Annotated in this window: 17 protein-coding genes; 1 reads left to right on the top strand and 16 read right to left on the bottom strand. The window is 42.2% G+C overall.

Annotated features, from left to right (window positions below; translation table 11 throughout):
* Positions 1-2: 2 nt before the first annotated feature.
* From JUF22_RS13245 to mobQ, 16 genes are read right to left on the bottom strand one after another with little or no spacing between them, the layout of a single operon-like run.
* Positions 3-2,138 (bottom strand): type IA DNA topoisomerase, encoded by a 2,136-nt coding sequence (locus JUF22_RS13245; RefSeq protein ID WP_203647070.1) that lies wholly within the window; start codon positions 2,136-2,138, stop codon positions 3-5.
* A gap of 6 nt (positions 2,139-2,144) precedes the next feature.
* Positions 2,145-2,543, bottom strand: a complete 399-nt coding sequence (locus JUF22_RS13250) for a hypothetical protein (protein WP_203647072.1) — start codon at positions 2,541-2,543, stop codon at positions 2,145-2,147.
* Positions 2,544-2,565: 22 nt separating this feature from the next.
* Positions 2,566-3,435: a conjugal transfer protein TrbL family protein gene (locus JUF22_RS13255; protein WP_062688611.1), complete on the bottom strand. Its 870-nt coding sequence runs from the start codon at positions 3,433-3,435 to the stop codon at positions 2,566-2,568.
* A gap of 22 nt (positions 3,436-3,457) precedes the next feature.
* Positions 3,458-4,969, bottom strand: coding sequence for a VirD4-like conjugal transfer protein, CD1115 family (locus JUF22_RS13260; protein WP_125715945.1), 1,512 nt, complete (start codon positions 4,967-4,969; stop codon positions 3,458-3,460).
* A gap of 1 nt (position 4,970) precedes the next feature.
* On the bottom strand, positions 4,971-5,441 hold the full coding sequence (locus JUF22_RS13265) for a hypothetical protein (protein ID WP_021349293.1): 471 nt from the start codon (positions 5,439-5,441) through the stop codon (positions 4,971-4,973).
* Complete coding sequence (locus JUF22_RS13270; protein ID WP_019875123.1) at positions 5,442-5,810, bottom strand: thioredoxin family protein; 369 nt, start codon at positions 5,808-5,810, stop codon at positions 5,442-5,444. It lies immediately after the preceding gene.
* Positions 5,797-6,414 carry a hypothetical protein gene (locus JUF22_RS13275; protein ID WP_019875121.1) on the bottom strand — a complete coding sequence of 206 codons (618 nt, stop codon included), beginning with the start codon at positions 6,412-6,414 and terminating at the stop codon, positions 5,797-5,799. Before JUF22_RS13275 ends, JUF22_RS13270 begins: the two co-directional genes overlap by 14 nt.
* Positions 6,415-6,427: 13 nt before the next feature.
* Positions 6,428-7,582, bottom strand: coding sequence for a phage tail tip lysozyme (locus JUF22_RS13280; protein ID WP_021349480.1), 1,155 nt, complete (start codon positions 7,580-7,582; stop codon positions 6,428-6,430).
* Positions 7,583-9,001: a type VII secretion protein EssB/YukC gene (locus JUF22_RS13285; protein WP_203647074.1), complete on the bottom strand. Its 1,419-nt coding sequence runs from the start codon at positions 8,999-9,001 to the stop codon at positions 7,583-7,585.
* Complete coding sequence (locus tag JUF22_RS13290) at positions 8,994-11,012, bottom strand: VirB4 family type IV secretion system protein (protein ID WP_203647080.1); 2,019 nt, start codon at positions 11,010-11,012, stop codon at positions 8,994-8,996. The genes JUF22_RS13285 and JUF22_RS13290 overlap by 8 nt, the downstream gene beginning before the upstream one ends.
* Before the next feature lie 11 nt (positions 11,013-11,023).
* On the bottom strand, positions 11,024-11,683 hold the full coding sequence (gene trsD, locus JUF22_RS13295) for a TrsD/TraD family conjugative transfer protein (RefSeq protein ID WP_046041334.1): 660 nt from the start codon (positions 11,681-11,683) through the stop codon (positions 11,024-11,026).
* The gene (locus JUF22_RS13300; RefSeq protein ID WP_061777529.1) at positions 11,652-12,014 is read right to left on the bottom strand and encodes a hypothetical protein; all 363 of its coding nucleotides are present in this window, start codon (positions 12,012-12,014) and stop codon (positions 11,652-11,654) included. The genes trsD and JUF22_RS13300 overlap by 32 nt, the downstream gene beginning before the upstream one ends.
* A gap of 21 nt (positions 12,015-12,035) precedes the next feature.
* Positions 12,036-12,371 (bottom strand): CagC family type IV secretion system protein, encoded by a 336-nt coding sequence (locus JUF22_RS13305; protein WP_015474618.1) that lies wholly within the window; start codon positions 12,369-12,371, stop codon positions 12,036-12,038.
* Between the two features lies 1 nt (position 12,372).
* Entirely contained in the window at positions 12,373-12,987 is a 615-nt protein-coding gene (locus JUF22_RS13310; protein WP_203647082.1) for a hypothetical protein, read from the bottom strand.
* A 38-nt stretch (positions 12,988-13,025) separates the two neighbouring features.
* Complete coding sequence (locus JUF22_RS13315) at positions 13,026-13,364, bottom strand: hypothetical protein (RefSeq protein WP_011222043.1); 339 nt, start codon at positions 13,362-13,364, stop codon at positions 13,026-13,028.
* Between the two features lie 51 nt (positions 13,365-13,415).
* Positions 13,416-15,476: a MobQ family relaxase gene (mobQ, locus tag JUF22_RS13320; protein ID WP_203647088.1), complete on the bottom strand. Its 2,061-nt coding sequence runs from the start codon at positions 15,474-15,476 to the stop codon at positions 13,416-13,418.
* Between the two features lie 252 nt (positions 15,477-15,728).
* On the opposite strand from mobQ, the gene JUF22_RS13325 reads away from it, so the two are divergent.
* A complete protein-coding gene (locus tag JUF22_RS13325; RefSeq protein ID WP_203647089.1) occupies positions 15,729-15,956 on the top strand; it encodes a hypothetical protein in 228 nt (75 codons plus the stop codon).
* The last annotated feature ends 88 nt before the right edge of the window (positions 15,957-16,044 follow it).

Genomic DNA, 16,044 nt, shown 5'->3' on the forward strand with positions numbered 1-16,044 from the left:
TTCTAATCAAAATCAAAACTTAATTTGTGACCGTCAAGTTTTAGCTTGGCGTCAAACGACTTACCTTTTTTGCTCTTGAACCCCTTTAGTTTGCTGGTTTCACCCTTAGTGATTAAGGCTTTGATCGCAGTTTTACCGAGGGTTTTACTGCTCCATTTCTTGGGCAGGGTAAAGTCTTCGCCTTGCTTAGGCTTTACAATGTAAAACTTCTGTTTATTTAAAACGGTCGCTTGCGGTGTTTCTAAGAAGACCTCGGCGGCTTTTTGGGCTTGCTGTTGGTGATTGATTTGTTGCTTAATGGCTGCACTGCCAGTCAATTGCGTGGGAACATCAGCAATCAATTTTTCCACGAACTTCTTAATTTGGCTCAAAAAGTTATCTGGGGTACGTTCTTCGGTACTGATTTGTTGTAACGCTTGCTCCCATTTAGCTGTCATTTCTGGACTAGTTAGCAAGGGTTCGAGTTCGACTGCTTTACATAAAGTGATTCCGGCTTCACTGACGTGCAACTTATTCTTTTCAGTAACTAAGTAGCCGCGTTTCTTTAACACTTCCAGCACATTGGCCCGGGTCGCACTTGTCCCAATGCCTTGCACATCTTTAAGAATCGCTTGGGCTTCTTCATCATCAAGCGTTTTGCCGGCGGTCTTCATTGCCGTAATCAGGGTACCTTCGGTAAATGGCACGGGTGGGGTCGTTTCTTTTTGCGGCGTTTGCAGATTCGCTTGAACTTGGTCGCCTTGGTGAACGAGCGGTAGGGTGGTTGCCTCTTGCTGGTCGGCTTTGTGATCATCAAATAAAGCTTGCCAACCTTGCTTAGTTGGCACCTTACCGGTTGCTTTAAAATTGGCGTCGCCAACCTGGGTGATAATGGTGGTTTCTTCGTACTCGTAAGGATCAGCAAACATCGCTAACGTCGTTCTTAAAACCAAATCATAGACCTGTTGCTGTAATTTAGGTAAGGACGCTAATTGATCTTTAGTCGGCACGACTTTAGTCATGATAATGGCGTAATGTTCTTCAACCTTTTTCCCATTGACGTAACGTTTATTTGGGGTGGTATTGGTTAAAGCGACTTGCTTAGAGACCAAACCCAGATACTTCGTCAGATTAGCCACTAAATAATCAAATTCTTCATCAGTGATATAAGCACAATCGGTGCGGGGATAACTCAACAACTTGGCTTCATATAAACTTTGAATAGCCGCTAAGGTTTGGCTGGCACTGGCATGATACCGTTTATTCATCGCACTTTGCAGACTGGATAGCGAAAATAGTTGGGGACTGGCACTCTTTTTAGCCTGCTTTTGCACGTCCTTGATTAAACCGCCCTGTGAGCCTTTCTGAACGTGTTTAGCTTGCATGAATGTCATTAGTCCTGTTTCGTTTTTAAACCGCTGATAGGGGTCTAATTTTGCGACGAATTTTTGCTGATTGGCTAAAATTTCCGCATTTAGTTCCAAATAGGGTTCCGGCTTAAAGTTTTTGATTGCCTGGTCTCTTTGATAGACCATATATAAGGTTGGCGTCTGTACTCGACCAATCGAATACACCCCGCGTACCCCGTTTTGTCTTAATAACAAAGTATATAAAGGACTGCCATTCATACCAATTAACCAGTCACTAATTTGACGGGTTTGGGCTTCTTTATAAGCCAAATAGTCTTTGTGCCAATTACCAAGATTTTTAAAGCCGGTAATAATCGCGTCTTTTTCTAGGCTATTCAACCAAAGGCGCTTAATCGTTTTCGACTTAACATCAATATGCGCTTGGTTCATGATCGACCACGCGATATTTGACCCTTCTCGACCACTATCGGTGGCCACAATAATGGTATCGGCTTTCGTTAACAGGTCTTTGACGACCTTGAATTGATCTTTTTTACTAGCTGACACTTCAAACTTGTATTTATCGGGGAAAATCGGTAAATTAGATAAGGCCCATTGCTGGTATTTCTGATCATATTTATCCGGTGTGGCTAGTTCAACTAAGTGTCCGAGACCATACGTGACAAGCGTATTCTCGGGCAAAACAGGGTCACTAACCATATAGTAACCCTGTTTTTTTGTGCTCTTTTGAAAGGCTTGGACGTATGAACGGGCTTGACTGGGTTTTTCAGCTAAGATAACAGTGGTCATGTTCGTTCACTCCTTGTGATTAAGTTTCTGTTCTAATTCTTCTTTGCCTTGGTTCGCACTATCCAACCAGGCTTGTTTTCTAAGTGCTTGCATGTCTTCTTGTTTGACCTGTTCATAAGCCTGTTGACGTTCCTTTAAGCAATCTTTGTAAGCTTTATGTTCACTTTTAGCTCCGCTTCTTAGAATCATGACTAGGCCACTGCCACCCACTAGCAAAACGATTACTTCAAGCCACAGGTAAGCTAAAACTTCATATAGAACTAGCAAACCTCCCATAACGATGACGAACCATTCTAGTGATCGATACAGATAGTAGAAGATTAAGTGGTCAAGTGGAGCTCCTTTAAAAACATTGACATGCGAATCAACTCGCCACTTCGTTTTTATTTTTTCTCGCCACTTCATTTAAATAACCCCCCCTTTTGGCCTAATGCTTTATTCTATTTTTTAACATCCTCATAGCCCCTGCTAAACCGCCTTTAGTAGCACCAGTCGAACTCCAAAAGTCCTCGACAGCTTTCGGTGTATGCAATACTAGCCAACCCATACCAATCGATAAAGCAAAAGCTCCAATTCCGTTGCTAACCCAATGGGTAACTCCCCAAACACATAGGGTCATGGATAACACTTGTGAGAGCATAGAAGCGTTTAGGTAAATTAACTTCTTCCACCAAGTGCCACTATAATCCCAAGTCTCGGTTGCGATACTGATGGCCGCAAACGGGATTGTTAGATAGAACCAGGCTATATCAGCCATAAAGATACACATTTTGAAGAAGAAGAACACGGTCACTATCGCAAAGAATCCTAATAATATCAGTGACATAACCGATCCTATCGCCAATGTTCCACCAATATTTTTTGAACCGGTAATCATTGAAGCCGTATATTTACTATTCATTGAAAACATAAATTTACCGAGCGGAAACACGATTGCTTTCAGTAAAAATCCTTGTAAAAAGACCATGACCGGAATTGCGGCAGCTGATTTAAGACTGTCCATCACAATATTAGCCCAAGTAACATCAGTACTTTCATCGGCCTCTTTTAGCAAAGTTCCTACAATTCTTCCCAATACAACAACGACCACTAGGGACGTCGCAAAAGTAAGAAAGATTGCATACCATTGATCTAGGACGGTTTCATGTTGACCAATTTGATCGAAAATAGCTCTGCACCATGATGTTATACCATTCATGGCCCCACTAAAAACGCCTTTAAGCCATTCATTAATAGCACCCGAAATTTTATCGCCTAAGACACTTGCCAAAACTGGGTGGAAATAAAGACTTTTCATATTTTAGCCTCCTTTTTAATCATTAACCCAACATCTTTTTGTGCCTTACTTTTAAGTCTTGATCCATGCTATCCTGTAGATTTTCTTCTTCATCATCAGTTGTCTGATCAGCTTTTTTGACCTGGTGCTGTGCTTTAACTGTCTGATTCCACTTATCTACCTTATTCTTAAAGTTGGTTTCCTGGCTGGCTTCTGGTTGGCCTTGATAATCGTTCTGTGACAAGTTAACCAAATGATCAGCCCCCGGAAATAGTTTAAACTGGAACGCTTTTGTCGCTTTGACTGGTCGGGCATTACTAAAGATTAATAAGCTCTGATCTTCGGGCATACGCATAATTTCATCGGGCGTCATGAGCGAACGGCTCGTATAGCTGTAACTATCGCTCTTGCTGTGGCTTTCTTCCTTGCTATGACTGGTACTCTCACTACCGGTTTCCACTTTGACGGTTGATTTTCCTAACAGATCACTAAAGTATTTAGCGGTCACGTCATTAGCAGCATTTAAGCAAATTTTAACCGCGTGATTACCTAAGATACTTTCGGCCTTATCCTTGCCATACAAGGCTTGTAGCTGGGTTAAGGTCTGACAAATGGTCGTCACGCCAATACCGTACCCCCGGCACGTCGCTAGAAATTCTTCGTACTTAGGAAACTTCCCTAAATTGACAAATTCATCAAGGATAAAGTCAACTTGGTGGGGCAATTTAGCGTGATGATCGGCGGCTAATTTGTATAATTCATCAAACAATTGTGAGAAAAACAGATTGATGAAGCTTTCATAAGTGTTATCCATGACGGGGATAATCACGTATAGCACCACTTTGTCATTGCCAATCTCTTTTAAATCAAAATCCGAAAAGCTGGTAAAGTCGGCCACTTCTTGATCGACGAACTTCGAAATGGTCGCCAACAGGCTTTCAATAATGCTGGCTTTCATTTCCCCCTTGGCCTTTTTGAACCCTAACTCATAAGCGCGTCTTGCTGGATCAGTCATAGTTAGCTCAAGAAACAAGGTGTCTAACGGACTATCTGCGCCCTTTTCCTCGGCCTCCACATCGTTTTCTTGTAAGACTTGCGTTACACCGGCCAAATTCCTTTGGTCGGGCGCACGGTGGTTCATCACAAACAGGATTAGTGCCTTCAAAAGTTGCCGCTGGGTACTGAACCATACGTCTTTTTTGCCTTCGGCATTTTCACTCTGAACGATCTTCGTGGCGACGGTTTCAGCTTGAATATCCCGTTGAATATAATCAAAAGGATTGTAGCGATCACTGTGCGCCATGTTGGCAAAGTTGACGACATGCACTTGATAACCCTGGGCTAGTTTGATACCGGCCGTCTTTTCGTATAATTCACCTTTCGGGTCAGTTACCACAATGCTGTTCTCCGTTTCGTTAAACAGGTTGGTAATGACGACTGACTGGGTCTTATATGATCCCGGGCCACCAACCACGAAGATATTTCGATTCGGCTTGGTACTGTTATTCTGGTAAACAATCTGTTTATCCACGATCCCTAAAATGGTGCCATTCATGTTAATCTCCTCCCTTCGCTGACTTTTCTCGATCCACTAATGATTTGAGAATTTCGGCCTTGGTACTCTTGTTAAATGCTGTGGTGAGGTCTTTAGCATTGATACTAAAGTAATGGTCACTCAATTCTTTTAGATTACCCCAAGTCGCGCTCCCGTGGGTTTCAGTGTCTGCGGTTTCCCACGCTTTGTGCTTGCTATTGCGCTTCAAAGCAAAATAGATGGTGTATAGGACCACGGCGACACTGACAATAATTAGTACTGGGTTCTTTTGGCCCAAATACAAGTTGTAATAGTGCCAAGGGTGTAAGGCTAATTGTTTTAATACGGTTGGCATATGATCTGCAAATGCCAACTTATAGCGGGACAAGGCCATGACAGAGCCAGCTAAAATCTCCGCTAAATACAAGCCAATGATTAGCGTTAGTAGGTACGGCCAACTAGCTTTAACGCTGTTTAATAATTTGTCTTTCATCTAATCACCTACTATCTGTTTAATTCTTTGTTGGTTGGTGCCGGTGTACCGTTGCTTACCATGGATCAAGGTTGGTACTGACGTTAATTGATATTTTTGAATGTAATGCCGATTCTGCGGTTGATTCATGTTAATCAAGACGATGTTGTGACTGATTGCGTTGTGCCAATAAATTTGATGGAAAATAGACTGACAATCCGGGCAATCATCGCGATAGAAGAACAACACTTTTTCAGGGTGCTTAGCCAGCGTCACGATTGGTCGCTGCTTTTCTACGTGGTTGACATATTGATGACTGGCAAACCCGCCAACGGCTAAAACCACCACGATTACCGCTAGGGCTTTACCAACCCGCTTAATTAAGGTCACTGGCTTTGAAGCTACTGCCTAAGTTTTGGACTGCGGTGATTCGATTCGTGGTGGTATCGAAAGTCACTTGATAAAGCACCGTCGCCTTTTGCCAGTCGTTGTCGCCACTCTTACTTTCATAACTGACGACGGCCAAGCCCTTCATGTTTTGCCCCTGCTTACTTTGTGTATACAGGTTCAGCTGATCTAATTTGGCTGAAACACTATTGCTATCACCATACGTGCCTTTATTTGAAAAGTATTGCTGGTACAATTTGTCGGAAATCAAGTCTTTAACGCCATCTTTACGCTGACCGTAGGTCTTGGGCTTGAAGTTATTCATGACGTCAAAGAACTTGGTGACCACCGTATTAAAGCTCAATTCAGCCTGACTTTTGTCCTTATTATTTTGGTAGGTCTTATAACTGTCAATTTGGGTGCTCAATAACTGCTTTTGTTGGTTGGTTTTAGTCAATTGCCGGCTGACTTGACGCTTTTGTTGTTGTAAGCGACTAATCTGTTGTTGTGCCTGCTTAATTTGGCTATGTTGATAGGCATTCGCCCCTAATGACATGATTAAGATCAAACTACCAATTGCAATACTTAAAACCATGCTGCGTTTCATTTGCTCGTCCTCCTTACTTCTTGATTGGCCGGGCTAACGTCACATCGCTACCGTTCAATAAGCTATAAAACGCGGTGCCAAATGTGCTTTCGTTAACCTTGTCGCCGACACCACCTTGCTCAATGATTTTGGTGGCTTTCCCTTGCCACTTGTCTAACAAGATTGCGGTGTGCCCATTGTTCCCGGCCCCGGCACCTTGATTAACAATCACAATATCGCCGGCTTTGGCGTCATTTTCACTGATCTGTTTCAGATATTGATGACTGCCTTTGGCGTCACTTGCCATCGTACCGGTAAACCAGCCCATGTTGGCCGGTACCTTGTAACCAGCTTTATTAAGCGCTAACCAGACAAAGCCCGAACAATCCGTCCCACCGGTTTTGTTAGGGTTCTTTAAATCGCTACCTAAATCGGGGCTGGGGTGGGTTTGCACATAGTAGAAGTCACCTTTCATACTTTCCGCATTTTTGACGATACTACCGCCGGAATAGCTCGGGTCACTATCACAACCTAGTTCGGTCAGATCGCCTGAACTTGCATTATCTAACGTATTACCGGCCACGGGATCACTTGCACCCAACACGGAATACCAATGATCGGCATACCCGTATCTTTGGCTTAAATACCATTGTTCCGGGTTCTTACTCATACCCTCGTAATCCATTAACCAAGATTTGGTCGCTTTATGCACGTCCGTATACTTAAAAATCTGCTTGTTTGACGCATAGTAACTACTGTTCAATTCTTGATCGAGATAGTCCAACTGCACGCCGAGATTAGTCGCTGGTTTGTTTTCTTTGTGGGCTAAATCTTCCAACTTATCCTTTCGACCACCTAACCACTGGGCTAAGCCCGTGGCACCGGAACTTGAATTAACCGAATTGGGATCAAGGCGACTTTCCAGTTGTAAGACCCCCAAGATACCGGCGGCCGCTTGCGGGGTGGCGCCATACTTCTGTTTCCAGTGCGCATAGATATTTTTGGCATTTTCTGTCATGCTCTTACTATCCAATTGCGTCTCTGTGGTGGTTGAGTTATCACAACTGTTTTCTTGTAGCTGACCAGTAATCGCGGCAATCAGCAAGACGATTAGCAGAATGGCACCGCCCACAATATAAGCAATCAACTTCCACTTCTTTTTCTTATATTCAAGCGACAATATCTGCATTTAATCACCCACTTTGCGCTTGGCCTGATCAACTTGTTTTTGCGCTGCTGATTGGTCACTCTGCGCATTCTTTAAGTCCGACTTGGCTGAATCCACCTTCTTGTCTTTATCCTTATCTTTACTGCCATCAATCTTGTTGGCGTCATCTAACTTCTTTTGCGCGTCGCTAACTTCGTTCTTAGCGGAATTGAGACTTAATAGCGCTTTGAGATACTTGGCTTTAGGGCTGTTCACGCCGGCTAATTTGGTTTGGACAGTCTGGGCGTCTTGCGTATCGTTATGGGCGAGGAAGGCTTGTCCCATTCTCAATAAAACATCAGCGTTCGTCGTAAAGGATAATTGGTTATTAAGCGTATTGGTATCATAATTAACAATCGCTTTTTCGAGTTTCAACTGGTCTTTTTGCTTGCTTGTCGCCTTAGTTGGCAATTCCCACTTGGCAACCTGCCCACTATCCTTGTTGGCATAAGCCATGTTGACAACCTTATTCAACTGGCTTGGATCAACCTTTAAAGCTTGCTGGTACTGACCATGCTTTAAAAAGACATTGACTTGCTTAGTTGCAGGGTAGCCGGCCCGTTGCATATCTTTTTGCGCTTCTGACCACTTATGATCATTTAAAGCAGTTTGAATTTGGCCGCTATATTTTAATCGTGTGACCTGGGCTTGGTTCTGGTTAGCTAAGCTTTGATACTTTCGTTCGTCACTTTTATGGACTAAACCGACAGCCAAAACGGCCACAATCGCCACTCCGGCCACGCTCAACCATAAACGTTGTTTGGTTTTCTGTTGGGCCGTTTCAACTTCCTGCCATTCGTGATAACTTACAAAGTCCTCAATGCTGTTAACCACTTCCGTTAACTCATTTAACGACGTAGCTTTAGCTACTTGTTGTAAATAGTCATCAGGGTGTTTAGCTAGGGCTTCATTAGGATTGCTTAGTAGCCGTTCATAGGGCGTCCCCGTCAAGCAAAATAGAATCAGCGCTTTGTATTTGGCTAAATTGCTATGTTTGTCATCATAAGGCATGAGTTCATTGGCGCGATAGGCGTACCAAACATGTTGCATGGGGTAATACCACAGATTAGCTGGGTTCAATGCAACGTGATACTGGCTATCAGCAACCACCTTTTGCGCCATGATTTCTTTCGCAATGGCCGCCCGGATTGCCTTATTCTCATGTGGTAATTCCTTTAATGATCTGACCTTATCTGGCAAGGTATAAGTTAAAACGACCTTTTGGTCTTGCTCAACCACGTTAACCAACTGCAAAAAATTGGCATCAGCTTGCTTTAATTCGTTTAGCTCACTCAACTGGTCATATCGAAACTGATTGTGATTGAGTTCGAGAATTAACTTGTTCCCTTGTCGCTTGAACGTGCCGACCTCGATATTTAATAGCTGATTTGATTTACTCATTTAAAGTCCCTCCTTCCTCTTCGGTAGTGGTCAAGGCGTCAATTTCACTTGGCGTCAGGATTACGCGCTTTTGATAATCCGGTTGAATGGCTGTCTCACGGTTGTATTTTTCTTGGTAAGCTTCGGGATCAATTAACCGCAATTCTTCTTCGGTCAACTCGACACACATAAAGGCGCGTTGGCTACCATAGATCATCAGGGCTTCACCTTGCCGGCGGCGCTCCAATAATTTCTTTTCTTTATCCGAGAACGTCATTCTCAACTTAGTAATCACATCATCAACGCCTTTACCGTCTAAACCGAAAAAGACTTTCGTATAGGAGTTACCAATAATGGCTTCACCTATATTTTGACCGGTATCAGTTGTTCCTTCGATCACATCTTGAATTTGCTGCGTTCCGGCAATGGCTCCGGCATTGTACTTTCTAAACCGCTTGTATGCTTGGTGGAAAAAGGTTGCGGCCGCTTTGTGCAAGGTCAAAAAGTGAAATTCATCAACAAATAACTTTTTGCGAGTATGACGGTCTTTGGTAATTTCGTCCCATAGATACTGAAAAGTATTCAGATAGGCCGCTGATTGGACTTCCTGTTCACTTTGTAGCGGTTTTAAATCAAAGGAAATGATTTTCCCTTTTAAGTTAACGTTGGTGTGGCCGTCAAATAGGCTGTTAGAGCCATGGGTATAACTGCCTAAAATATAGTAGAAGTCTTTAACCCGACCAAATTTGTCAGCGTCCTTATCAGCCAATTTTTCCAACTCGTCATAAACATTGGATAAGGTCGGCCACTGATCGTCTTTAATTTCTCTCAAGCGGCTGTATTTCAAAACGCCACTGTTGACGTAAGCTTGTTTAACAACATCATCAAGAATTGCCAGTTCAACTTGGGTAATCCCGGTTTTAAGGACTTCAAAGAACCCCTTTAATCGCTGGATTTTATCTTTGACTAGTAAATCAAGGTTCGTGACCGCCTCATCAGCGCTGAGGATTTCTTCGGAGAAAATTTGGAGCGGGTTAATTTTGTACTTAGCATTAGAAGTTAAGTGCAAGACTGCCCCACCCAGGGCTTCAACAATCTTGGTATATTCGTTTTCTGGATCAATAATGTAGATTTGATAGTCTTGAATGGCATAGCGTAGGATTTTCTGAATCATATAGGTGGTCTTGCCGACCCCCGAGGTCCCGATAATCACTTGATTTTGATTTAGGGTCTTGTTGCGATCCAACATATCTACGGCAATTAAGCTGTTGGTATCTTTGTTGACACCCTCAATATCACTTCTCGGCTTTAAGTCCAGAATTTCGGCGTCATCAAAGGGAAACATGCTGCTGGCCACTTCGGTATTACTCTCTTTATAGGTGTAATCCCCCATAAGGTTCTCGTTAATTGGCATGGTTGACCAAAAAGCTTGAAAAGTCGCTTTAACGGGCACTAGGGGCTTCATTTGTAGTTTAATCAACGTATTCTTAACGTTTTCGGTTAAGTCATCTAAGTCTGCTAAACTGTTGGCCCGCAGATAAATGAGCATATGTTGATAGACAAATGTGGTAGAATTATCGAGGTATTTATCTAGTTGCATGTTGGCTGAATCAATATAATTTTGCAGAATCTTCTTTTTATACGGGTCGAACGTATTTAACTTCTGCGCTTCCTTATTTTGAATCGTCTTCTTGTAATAGGTAATCATTGAATTATTACTGGCGCTGTCGATATATTGCACAATATCGATAACGCCTTTTTTACGCTTTAATTCTGATAACCAGTTGCCATACACCCGCTTGGGATAGTCAGCAATCGCTAACACCCGAATAAAATTCTCCCCCGACTGGACGTAGGTGGGGTACTGTTCCCAGCTAAACGGGAATAGTGAATGCAAGCTATCGCGATCAATCAGTTTGGTAAAATCCTCAACCTCCTGTTTGGGCTTACTACCCGTTTGGTCGCTGTTGCCTTGGTTATGCTCTTTTTTAGTTGGCATAAATAAATCAATGACCTTATCACCAAAACTCATACTGTTGCCCCCTATCCATTAAAATTGATTAAGTTCTTTAAAATCTCTTGGACTTCTTGACTGGTCAAAACTTTGGCCGTCACATCAAAATCCGTTAACGCATTTTCAATGTCTCGTTTAACCTGTTCGATCTTTTCGTCTAAATGAGTGACGGCTAAGTTTAAGCTTTTAACGCTCTTGTCTTTAATCGGTACCTTAACGATTAGCAGGTGTTGCTTAGTTGTCATGTTTTTGGATTCCTGGACTTTAGTAAAGTGGTCCAAATAACTGGCTATGAGTTGGATTTTGAACTGTTGCTCCGGGTGATCTTTTTGTAGTGCGAGATACCGCCGTTTGAGACCATTGAGATAAGCCGTCATATTGACGGGAATCGTCGGTTCTAAGAACTGTAACGTGTCATCAACGCCTTCACCTAAGGTACTCATCAGAAACGCGCCATAGTCCTCAAAAACGTCCTGTTGTTCGGTTTCATTAAGTAGATCAAGGTTGATCCCACTAACTTCCAAAATGCCAACAAGATTACCCGTTTTGGTAACTTCGTAATTACCATACATACCCACCACCAAGCTCATGTCATCAATGGTCTCTTTGCCACCATTGATTTTAGGCGGTTGGTAATCCCAATCGAGCTTGGCTGTTTTATTGGCGGTTTTGCTCTTCTTCAAACGCATTTAGTTCGCCTCGCTTCTTCGGTTTTAAATAAAACAGTTTCTGACCATTGGCATAGCGACGTTTCAACTTAAAGTTATCCCGCACTTTAATATTCTTCCGCACCGCAACTGGCCGAATTGTTAAAATAGCCATGACAATCGTCATGGCTAAGACAACAATCACTATTTTTATCAGGACTAAAATCAGGCCATAGGGTGGGATCGCAATAAAAATTAAGCCCACTAGTCCTGCCAGCGCCGCATAGCCAAAATCCTTCAAGGTATAGTCTTTCCAGATCCCATAATCTTTATCTACGTTCTCTGGAAAGATAAATTCTTTTCCTTTCTTCATTTTGGCAGGCTCCTTTTTAAATTAAGTGAATAGGCTGTAAACCCAAGGTAATAGCCAGATAATCGCTGCCGCTAGGGCCACTAAACCAGCCACCCGACCAACCGCGTGATAAACCTCTGATTTCTCTCGTGGATCGTCTGCGTCAGGCATTCTTTTGATAATAATAAATAGCGCGACACAAATCCCAACTAAAACGACCAAGCCAGTTAAAATACCTTGAATCGTCTTACCAGCTTGAGTTAACTTGCTTTTAACTTCGCCGCCGTCCGCCGCCAAAACAACCTGGGCGTTCATCAGCCCTAAATAAATCGCAGTAGCTCCAGTGGTTGCTAGCGCTTTTACTTTGCTGAACTTCATGTTATTCCTCCTTTCCCTCGTCTTCTGATGACCGTAATTGAACTTGTTCTGCCTGGTTTTGCTCGGGTTCTCGCTGATAGAATTTGTCCAATTGCTCCTCGGCAATTTGCTGGCTTGGTAATGGGTCAGTAGCTAAATTAACGCGGCCATTTTCACTCGTGGCTAAGTAATACTCCTTTTCTGACTGACCTAGCTCTTGGGTCTCTAAGACATGCAAATTATGTTCGTAACGGCCTAAGGCGTTATCAACTTCTAAGCCATAGAAGCCTAAGAAGCCTTCTAAGAAGCTTTCACCAAAAAAGGTCATTTCGTTTTTGATCTGCTTATATTGATGGGTCGGTTTGTCACTCACCAATTTTTCAGTCTTTTTAGCATTGTGACTGTCTTGATGGCGATTAAACCAGCCCCTAAGTTTTAATGGCGGAGTTTTTAGCTGACGTTTAATGGTCTTCTTAATCATTGCTCGACGAACTTCATCGATTGGCTGGCCGTCTTGATCTAAAATTGCTTGTAACTGTTTTGGATCAGTCAATGCTTGGTCATCATCAACCACAATCGCCTTTTGATCATCATGAACTAGCTTGCCATTAATGCCTTGCCAGCTTTCTACTTTCATTGGATCACCTCCTTATGTTGTTTGTTGGGTTAGAAATATTAAACAACTAGCTTTCCCCTAACCCGCCCGGTAAAATGGATTATTAGGAGGGTAACACCTAGAAGGCGTATTTCTAGGTGCTGATCCCCGTTAGCAACTTCACTGCTTACGAGGACGCCCTCTTTTTTTATGTGGTTTTTAACCCACTCTATCCCTTCATCAGATATTAATTTATTGGTACCTGAACCAAGCAAAAATTGATCAGGGAACTCTGGATGTCGTTTGATCCAGTTGCTGACATAATTTCGGCCACGCCCCAGCTTATGATTAGCTTGCGTTAGGCTGTACCATTCCTGATTGCCTGTCACATGTAAGTTCTCCTTTCTTAATTTAGTCATAGTTTAGCACTAAAAGGTGTAACTTACACCATTTATTTTTTTACATTTAGGTTACAAATGCATGCCCCCATCTTCATGCCGGTTTCGAGTTTGGTGTTGCCGTTGCTTTTTCGTCATTTCCCACTCGGTCTCTTTTAGTCCACGTAGTTGCTGCTTTCTTAGATAGTCCGTATTTTTCGCATATAAAATGGTTATTAAGGCTTCGTCCAAAATATTCATCAGGTAATTTTTCGGGCTAGTTGGGTGGTAATTAATGGCCTGATAGTCCTTAACTTGAGCTTGCTTATATTGGTCAAACCGGGTTGCCTGTTGTTTCAAATGGGCTTGCACCATTTCAATTTGTTGGTGATCCAACTTAGGATCTTGGCCACATTCGCCGATAAACAGTTGCCGGGTGCCATCATGTTTTAAGACCCGTTGTAGCCGATGGTCCTGAATATCTTTTAATTCAATTTTGCCTAACAGGTAATTTAAACCGGCTTGGTGTTGCTGACTAGTAAAGACTACCGGTGGCTGCTGTTGTAATTGACTAAGATCATCGGCGCTTAATGGCTTTAATTCTGGGTCATAGTAAACCACAGCGGTATAGATTTGCTCCTTGTCAATCGTCTCTAGCTTATCGAGGTCACTGTCCGGAAAAGCAGTCGTTAGAATGCTGTCATATTGGGTTTGCACCACGGCTTTAACTTCCCGCATAACCTGTAAATCTTTCACCGCTTTAGAAATGAATTCGAGTTCGTTAGGTTCATAAGCGGCTAGCATGCCCCGATCAGTATGCTTCAAATCGTCTAACTGGTGACCATGTTTGGCTAGTACCGTGGTTAATTGCTTCTCAATCGTCTGGACTTGCTGATTAACTAACTGCCAGCTGGTATATGGCCGCTTGGTAAACGTCAATAATTGCTGGGTTAATAAGTCGTTTCGAATATCCGCTAACCGTTCTGCCAATTCGCTACCTTTAAAAATCGTTTGTTCGCTATTAGTCTCTTTAATTAGTTCCCGTCGTTCAGCCGCGGTTGTCTGTTCAAAATCAAGTTCTGGATATAATTTTTTAGTTGCTCGTTCCACCACTTTATTTAACAACTGATTAGCTTGTGCTAGTGATGTCGTTTGCTGGTCAATAGTCAGCAGTTGCTTAGTTACATCTTCACCAACGGCATGTTTAATTAATAAGCTGTTTTTCCAATTAAACAGCATGCGCTGTTTATCGTCTAAATGCTCTAAATCGACATAGGTTTTCAGTTGTTGACTTAGGTGGCTAATCGTGTGCTTTTCGGAAAATGATAACTCGTCAGTTAATGCGTCAAAATGTTCATGATTTCGGATCTTTTCGTTAATATTATGATACTTAGCTTGAGTGCTTCTTTGTGCTCTAACTTGTTGATTAAATGCTTTTCTGTTTTGTCGTTGACTGTTAATGCCTTCGTGTTGGGTAGGTGTCTCTTGAATTTCTTGATCGACAAATGATTTTTCGCTAATTCGATCGGGAATATTTTTTTGTGCTAAAGACTGATTAACACTTGTTGCCCAATTATGCCGCCACTCATTAATTTTTTCCTTTTTATCCCAATCAACTAACCAAATTTTTCTTTGTTTTGGGAACCCACTTTTAGTTAGAAGTTGCTTTCCATTTTCATCTTTAATGTACTGCGTTTTTGCCTTTAATCCCCAAGTACCATCGGGGTTAAAGGGCCGATTAGTTAACATCACATGAGCATGCGGATTATCCGGGTGATCACGATGAATTGCTACGTCAGCTACCATACCTTGATCGACAAAATTATCTTGCACGTATTTAGTTAATAATTCTTTCTGTTCATCTTCGCTTAATTCTACCGGTAAAGCTACGTTAAACTCTTTTGCATACCGTGAGTTTGATTTACGATCTTTCTTTTCAACTTCATTCCACAACTTCTCCCTATCATTCGCCCATTCCGGTGCATTTTTTGGCGTCAAAATAAAGCTTTCTGGCATTACCGATCGGGCATAGAAATATCGGCGACCTTCTTTATCATCAAATAATTTTTCACCACTTCGATAAGCAGCACTGGCAATGGCACTTCGTCCTTTTCCAGCACTAATATTACTAAAACTCATATGAAAAATTGCCATGTCGGTCACCACCTTTCTTTGGGTATATGGGCTTGACTTTGTTGTCGCCATCGGCGACTTCTAATACAGGTTTTTGGGGGTTAGCACAACATAGAATTCATTCTATGTGTAAGTGCGCATTGACCTCGTTTCACTCGGTCTGCTGATTCTCCTGAATTTACTTTTAGTGTATGCCTTCCGCTTCGCTATTTCAACTTTTATACTTTGACTTAACGTTTCCTATATGATATAGTTTCAGTGATTATTTCTAATATGATTGGAGGGATCTTTATGTCTCAAAGTAACTTAGAAAAACACGAAGCTAAATTAAAAGCCCTTAATCAAAAAATTAAGGACGAAAAAAATAAGATTGAACAACGGCTAGGTAAACAAATCATCAGTCAAGCCAATTTAGATTATGCTAATTTGTCTAACGATCAGATTAAGCTTTTAGCTAAGCAATTTTCTGAATTTTTAAAGGTAAAGTCCGTAGATCATTAGCCATACGAGATGGGGAAATTCCATGTCTAATCAATATGAAAAACTAGTCGAGCAGCAAGCGCGTTTAAAACAAAAAATTGAGCGGGAA

It is taken from the genome of Levilactobacillus lanxiensis, from assembly GCF_016861655.1.
In the GTDB taxonomy this organism is placed as follows: Bacteria; Bacillota; Bacilli; order Lactobacillales; family Lactobacillaceae; genus Levilactobacillus; species Levilactobacillus lanxiensis.

What these genes read in the sequence shown, in the direction of transcription:
- JUF22_RS13305 (WP_015474618.1), bottom strand. Translation starts at nt 12,371, where the DNA reads ATGAAGTTCAGCAAAGTAAAAGCGCTAGCAACCACTGGAGCTACTGCG.
- JUF22_RS13280 (WP_021349480.1), bottom strand. Translation starts at nt 7,582, where the DNA reads ATGCAGATATTGTCGCTTGAATATAAGAAAAAGAAGTGGAAGTTGATT.
- JUF22_RS13315 (WP_011222043.1), bottom strand. Translation starts at nt 13,364, where the DNA reads ATGACTAAATTAAGAAAGGAGAACTTACATGTGACAGGCAATCAGGAA.
- JUF22_RS13300 (WP_061777529.1), bottom strand. Translation starts at nt 12,014, where the DNA reads ATGAAGAAAGGAAAAGAATTTATCTTTCCAGAGAACGTAGATAAAGAT.
- JUF22_RS13245 (WP_203647070.1), bottom strand. Translation starts at nt 2,138, where the DNA reads ATGACCACTGTTATCTTAGCTGAAAAACCCAGTCAAGCCCGTTCATAC.
- trsD (WP_046041334.1), bottom strand. Translation starts at nt 11,683, where the DNA reads ATGCGTTTGAAGAAGAGCAAAACCGCCAATAAAACAGCCAAGCTCGAT.
- JUF22_RS13250 (WP_203647072.1), bottom strand. Translation starts at nt 2,543, where the DNA reads ATGAAGTGGCGAGAAAAAATAAAAACGAAGTGGCGAGTTGATTCGCAT.
- JUF22_RS13260 (WP_125715945.1), bottom strand. Translation starts at nt 4,969, where the DNA reads ATGAATGGCACCATTTTAGGGATCGTGGATAAACAGATTGTTTACCAG.
- JUF22_RS13255 (WP_062688611.1), bottom strand. Translation starts at nt 3,435, where the DNA reads ATGAAAAGTCTTTATTTCCACCCAGTTTTGGCAAGTGTCTTAGGCGAT.
- JUF22_RS13275 (WP_019875121.1), bottom strand. Translation starts at nt 6,414, where the DNA reads ATGAAACGCAGCATGGTTTTAAGTATTGCAATTGGTAGTTTGATCTTA.
- JUF22_RS13310 (WP_203647082.1), bottom strand. Translation starts at nt 12,987, where the DNA reads ATGAAAGTAGAAAGCTGGCAAGGCATTAATGGCAAGCTAGTTCATGAT.
- JUF22_RS13325 (WP_203647089.1), top strand. Translation starts at nt 15,729, where the DNA reads ATGATTGGAGGGATCTTTATGTCTCAAAGTAACTTAGAAAAACACGAA.
- JUF22_RS13290 (WP_203647080.1), bottom strand. Translation starts at nt 11,012, where the DNA reads ATGAGTTTTGGTGATAAGGTCATTGATTTATTTATGCCAACTAAAAAA.
- JUF22_RS13265 (WP_021349293.1), bottom strand. Translation starts at nt 5,441, where the DNA reads ATGAAAGACAAATTATTAAACAGCGTTAAAGCTAGTTGGCCGTACCTA.
- mobQ (WP_203647088.1), bottom strand. Translation starts at nt 15,476, where the DNA reads ATGGCAATTTTTCATATGAGTTTTAGTAATATTAGTGCTGGAAAAGGA.
- JUF22_RS13285 (WP_203647074.1), bottom strand. Translation starts at nt 9,001, where the DNA reads ATGAGTAAATCAAATCAGCTATTAAATATCGAGGTCGGCACGTTCAAG.